We start from the raw sequence: 3,229 nt of genomic DNA, 5'->3' as shown, positions 1-3,229 counted from the left end.
AAACTAATGTCTGGCAAAGTATTAACTGTTTTTTATTTTCCATAATGTCTAAAAGTGTAGTTATATCATTTTTGTAATTATTAACCATTCCGATTTTCTCTCTGAAACCCATGCAACAAATTTTCTGCCTTCCAATCTAAAGAATGTTTGGTATTGGCTCTTTTCTTTGTATTCTATAATATGAACAAATCTATTTCAACTTTTATGCAATTCTATTAACGATTTTCCCTCGTCACTCTAATGAGAAAGCGTAAAGCTTCATTTACAGCTTGAGAATTGGGAAAAACTTCTGCAACATCTGGTTCTAAATAAACTGCTAACCTTTGAATATTCTTGCGATAGCTTTCAATTTCTTCTATATTTTGGCTTGTTCTTGATTGTATAGTGATAGAGCCTGTTGATATTTTTGCTGTTCATTCAAATACGTTTGTAGGACTTACGCACTGTACAAACGAATCATCTTGTGTATCAACGTAAATACGTTGTTTCAGGCTTTTATAAACCCACTTTAGTTAATTGCGATCGCTTGGTGGGAAGCCGAAAAATCAAGGTCAAAGCGCTGAAAACCATACCCCTTATTTTGATTTTTCTGTCAATGCGTAAGTCCTAGTTTGGTAACTTTTTGCGGCACGTTCTTTTAACTCATTATTCTCATTTTGGTAAGCTTCGATTTCTTGTTGAGCTTGAGTAACTGCTTCTTCGTTATCCTTAGCTTTTTGTTGCCATTGATCGCGTTGGGCACGAATAGTTCCCAATAACAGTTGTAAATCGCGAGGGGGAATTGGTTCTGGTTTCCGCGATCGAGGATTATTAATAGCATTGTCATCATCAGAACTTTTACGCTCTGCTCTCCGCATAGTCATATCATGTGTTACAAGTATTACTTACTATCTTATTACAATATTTAAAAATTTTTATACATAAGTACATTCAGTGTATCCGGAATAATTGAGAAATAATACTTACTACAACTTACGAGAGGAGCTATCTTTGACCATTGCACTTCGACTAAAATAGAATAAAATACTTAATTAGGACTGAATTTAATATTTAATTCAATACTGATTCTATGATTAACCTAGAAAATATCCATCCTCTCACAGACTTCAAACGCAACGTCAAGCAGTTTATAGAACGCATTAAAGCCACAAAATCTCCCCTTGTACTGACAGTCAACGGGAAAGCTGAGATTGTCATTCAGGATGCCAGTAGCTTTCAGGAAATGATGCAACGCTTAGAAAATTCGGAAACAGAAGTACGCAAACTCAAGTTAGAAGCATTGCAGCGCGATATTGCTTTGGGTGTCGAACAGTTACAGAATGGGGAATATACAGAATATGATGACGAATCTTTGCCAAGTTTACTGCAAACTATTAAAAAACTAGGACAACGCAAACTTAGTCAAGAGCAAGCTGAATGAATCGCTACAAAATCTCTCAATTTGCAGAACAAGACTTGGAGGATATTTGGGTTTACCTTGCCCAAAATAATCAAATTGCAGCTGATAAACAGATTGCTCAAATTTTAAGCCGTTTGCCGATGTTAGCTCAGTTTCCAGATATGGGTACAATGCGAGATGATTTACCTGCTCAACTCAGAAGTTTTCCGATAAAGCCTTATATTGTGTTTTATACCAAGCTTGATGAGTGGTATTGAAATAGTTAGAATATTACATCAGTCAAGGGATATTAATAGTCAATTTTAGATTATATCTAGAAACTCGATATTCCTAGAAGAAGCGGCTACAGCGATCGCATTTAAGATTTAATAAGGAATCTATTTTTTGTGCGCGATCGCACTAGCAAGAAGATGAATGTGATATTTCTGGGAGGATTTGTGAATGCGATCGCGCATTCATTTGGTTGACCTAATAATGGCGGAAGGGCGGAAACAATGTCCTTCAGGACGATCGATAAACCTATGGCTTATAGTGATTTCAAAACTGTTGGCTCCGTAAAGTCTGCCTTCGGACTGACCACGATCGAAGATGTGCAGTTTTTAACGAATGTGGTTCCGGTGAAACCGGGCGAAATCCTGACGGCGATTTTGGCGGAGAATCTGCCATTAGCGACGGCGAGTGGTAGTGAGAAAGCGCGATCGGAGTTAATAATTAGCCCGGTTTTGGTGGAAGTCAGGCGACAGCTCGATCGAAAAATTGGGCTGTTTTCCGGTGAAGATTTTACGGTAGATATAGAAGCGAAACTCAGTGGATGCTGTGATTTTTTGATTAGCCGATCGGCGGAACAACTCGAAATCGAAGCACCAGTTATCGTGTTGATTGAAGCAAAACAAGCAGATTTGAAATTGGGGTTGGGGCAGTGTATTGCTGAAATGGTTGCGTCTCAACGGTTTAACCAATCGAAGGAAAAGCCGCTCCCCGTGATTTATGGCTGTGTTTCTAGTGGGATACTGTGGCGGTTTCTGAAGTTGGAAGGAACCGTAGTGAAGATCGATCTCACGGATTATGCGATTACTCCAATCGATCGGATTTTGGGTTACTTGGTGTGGATGGCAGCAAAAGGTTGATTGTAGTTTATTTTAGGTTCGTTGTGCTTTGCTTTACCCGAACTACGCAGAATTGCGATAAGCAAAGCTTAACGCTGGAAGCGTATCGCGTTATGATTATAAAGTGAGCTTTCCAGTTCTCGTTATTTAAATCTTTTTCTCAAATATCTATAAATTCCATACTCAATGATGAAATTCCAGGTAATTTTTACTTTCGATTCCGAATACGAAGGATATGTTGCGGAAGTTCCTGCATTGCCAGGTTGTGTCAGTCAGGGAAAAACACTAGATGAAGCTGTGGAAAATATTAAAGATGCGATAAAAGGTTATTTATACGTGCAAGAAAAGCATGGAAAACCTTATGTACCTCAAGATTCGCAAACTTTTATCGGGGAAGTATTAGTATAAATGGGTCGTTTATCAAATATTTCAGGGAAGCAAGCAGTCAAAATATTTGAAAAATTTGGCTATATCTTTGACCATCAAACTGGTAGCCATATGATACTGTGGCACGATTCATTACCGACTTTATCTGTGCCGAATCATAAAGAATTAGCTCCCGGTTTGCTGAGAAGTTTGATTGCGAAAGCAGGTTTGACAGTTGAAGAGTTTTTAGAGAATAGATAGATTGCAATGTAGTAGTAGTGGTAGGTTGGGTGGAGGCTTTGCGTAACCCAACATTATATACTGTCAACTTACCCGAAATATCTAAATGTTGGGTTAC

Annotated in this window: 5 protein-coding genes and 1 pseudogene; 5 read left to right on the top strand and 1 reads right to left on the bottom strand. The window is 38.2% G+C overall.

Annotation, left to right across the window (positions count from 1 at the left end; translation table 11 throughout):
- Nucleotides 1–575: 575 nt before the first annotated feature.
- A complete protein-coding gene (locus CK510_RS28410) occupies nucleotides 576–863 on the bottom strand; it encodes a hypothetical protein (RefSeq protein WP_143289482.1) in 288 nt (95 codons plus the stop codon).
- A 206-nt stretch (nucleotides 864–1,069) separates the two neighbouring features.
- Between CK510_RS28410 and CK510_RS28405 the strand changes: the two genes are divergently transcribed.
- From CK510_RS28405 to CK510_RS28385, 5 genes and pseudogenes are all read left to right on the top strand, one after another.
- Nucleotides 1,070–1,420 (top strand): type II toxin-antitoxin system Phd/YefM family antitoxin, encoded by a 351-nt coding sequence (locus CK510_RS28405; RefSeq protein ID WP_095724833.1) that lies wholly within the window; start codon nucleotides 1,070–1,072, stop codon nucleotides 1,418–1,420.
- Nucleotides 1,417–1,705, top strand: a pseudogene (locus CK510_RS28400) (type II toxin-antitoxin system RelE/ParE family toxin). The gene CK510_RS28405 and the pseudogene CK510_RS28400 overlap by 4 nt, the downstream one beginning before the upstream one ends.
- A gap of 215 nt (nucleotides 1,706–1,920) precedes the next feature.
- Nucleotides 1,921–2,526, top strand: a complete 606-nt coding sequence (locus tag CK510_RS28395) for a hypothetical protein (protein ID WP_095724832.1) — start codon at nucleotides 1,921–1,923, stop codon at nucleotides 2,524–2,526.
- A 165-nt stretch (nucleotides 2,527–2,691) separates the two neighbouring features.
- The gene (locus tag CK510_RS28390; RefSeq protein ID WP_373695835.1) at nucleotides 2,692–2,913 is read left to right on the top strand and encodes a type II toxin-antitoxin system HicB family antitoxin; all 222 of its coding nucleotides are present in this window, start codon (nucleotides 2,692–2,694) and stop codon (nucleotides 2,911–2,913) included.
- Nucleotides 2,914–3,132, top strand: a complete 219-nt coding sequence (locus CK510_RS28385) for a type II toxin-antitoxin system HicA family toxin (protein WP_095724830.1) — start codon at nucleotides 2,914–2,916, stop codon at nucleotides 3,130–3,132.
- Nucleotides 3,133–3,229: the final 97 nt, after the last annotated feature.

Origin of the sequence: Brunnivagina elsteri CCALA 953 (assembly GCF_002289455.1) — a bacterium.
Taxonomy (GTDB): domain Bacteria; phylum Cyanobacteriota; class Cyanobacteriia; order Cyanobacteriales; family Nostocaceae; genus Brunnivagina; species Brunnivagina elsteri.
This window is presented reverse-complemented; position numbering and strand designations above follow the sequence as displayed.